Source organism: Vibrio sp. 10N.239.312.D08, from assembly GCF_041466145.1.
GTDB classification, from domain to species: domain Bacteria; phylum Pseudomonadota; class Gammaproteobacteria; order Enterobacterales; family Vibrionaceae; genus Vibrio; species Vibrio crassostreae_C.
Window position 1 is genome coordinate 1 of sequence record NZ_JBFSSD010000111.1, and the last position, 1,576, is coordinate 1,576.

The 1,576-nt window shown below is 47.5% G+C and carries 2 protein-coding genes and 1 pseudogene; all 3 read left to right on the forward strand.

Annotated features, from left to right (window positions below; all coding sequences use genetic code 11):
- Nucleotides 1-2 precede the first annotated feature (2 nt).
- Nucleotides 3-284 carry an IS66 family insertion sequence element accessory protein TnpA gene (tnpA, locus tag AB6D58_RS24360; protein WP_372158786.1) on the forward strand — a complete coding sequence of 94 codons (282 nt, stop codon included), beginning with the start codon at nucleotides 3-5 and terminating at the stop codon, nucleotides 282-284.
- Nucleotides 281-613 carry an IS66 family insertion sequence element accessory protein TnpB gene (tnpB, locus tag AB6D58_RS24365; protein ID WP_372158787.1) on the forward strand — a complete coding sequence of 111 codons (333 nt, stop codon included), beginning with the start codon at nucleotides 281-283 and terminating at the stop codon, nucleotides 611-613. Before tnpA ends, tnpB begins: the two co-directional genes overlap by 4 nt.
- A gap of 26 nt (nucleotides 614-639) precedes the next feature.
- Nucleotides 640-1,576 (forward strand): annotated as a pseudogene (tnpC, locus tag AB6D58_RS24370) (IS66 family transposase); the annotation flags it as partial.

Sequence of the window (1,576 nt, forward strand, 5' to 3'; positions counted from 1 at the left end):
CACTGTTTGAGCAATATGAAAGCAGCAGTGTTACCCAACGCGCTTTTTGTGAAGAGCATGGACTGAGTTTATCCACGTTCTTTGCCAAACGGCGTCAACTCCAAACAGCAAGCCAATCGGAATCTGTCGGATTTGTTAAAGCCGAAATCGTTGAAAAGACAACCAAGTATCAGGCCCAGATAGCTACGGCGAACATGACACTTCTCATCAATGATGTGGAGCTGAGCATTCCTCAAGGCACGCCAGCGGCCTATCTCGCAGAGCTTATCGGTGCGTTATCATGAAACGCATGCTCAGCGCTCCAGAGATTTACTTGTATCGTGAAAGCGTCGATTTTAGAAAGTCCATCAACGGTCTTGCTGCGATTATCGAAAGTGACACCGACTTACCTTTAGGAAGTGGCGCACTGTTCCTGTTCACCAACAAACAGCGCGACAAAATCAAAGTGTTGTATTGGGATAAAACAGGCTTCGCACTCTGGTATAAACGCCTCGAAAAAGCCAAGTATAAGTGGCCTTCAAAAGAGAAAAACGAGGTGTTTACCCTGACTCAATTTGAGCTTGATAGACTGCTTTCAGGCTTCACAATTATCGGTCATGAACCCATCAAATAAACAATTTTACAATGAGTTAATCGAGAATAAAGCCTTACGATGAATCACAAGGTGACTTCTTCAACGAAGCGGAATGTGAAGCCGTTAAAGAAGACGAGGTTGAGGTGACGACAACCACCACAACGAAAAAACGCGGAAAACGTAAGCCACTTCCAAAGACCTTACCTCGTGAGGTTATCGAACTCGATTTAGACGACCATGAAAAGCAGTGCGCTTGCTGCAATCATAGCCTGCATAAAATCGGGGAAGACCGCAGCGAGAAGCTAGAGTTCACGCCAGCGGTACTCAAAGTGTTGGAATATGTTCGTCCTAAGTACGCTTGCCGCCAGTGCGAGAAAACAGGCGACAGCAGCCGAATCGTTCAGAAGCCATCCCCTCAGAGCCTCATCCCTAAAAGCTTCGCCACAGAAAGTTTGCTGACCAACATCATTCTTGGAAAATACCAATACGCGATGCCACTTTATCGTCAAGAATCGCTGTTTACCCAGTCGGGTATCGAGCTATCACGTACCACCATGGCTAGGTGGGTTATCCAAGTCAGTGAGAAGTTCGCCCCGCTGTATGCCGCCTTGAAAGAGCACCTACTTCAACAAGTGGTGGTTCAAGCGGATGAAACGCCGCTCAATGTGCTCAAAGAAGAGAAGCAGTGTTATATGTGGCTCTACTGCTCAGGCGCTGACTCACCCGAAGCGGCACTGCCGAATGTGAAAAATATTGCCTTGTACGACTATCAAAACAGTCGCGCGAGGGCGTGTCCCGTGGACTTTTTAGGTGACTACAACGGTTATCTACAAACCGATGGCTACGCGGCTTATGATGGGCTTCATCACGTCACCAAGGTAGGGTGCTTAGCGCATGCTCGTTGCAAGTTCATGGATGCTAAAAAGCTTCAAGGGAAAGGTAAATCGGGCAAGGCTGATAAGGCGCTGGCTAAAATCCAAAAACTCTACGGGATAGAATCAC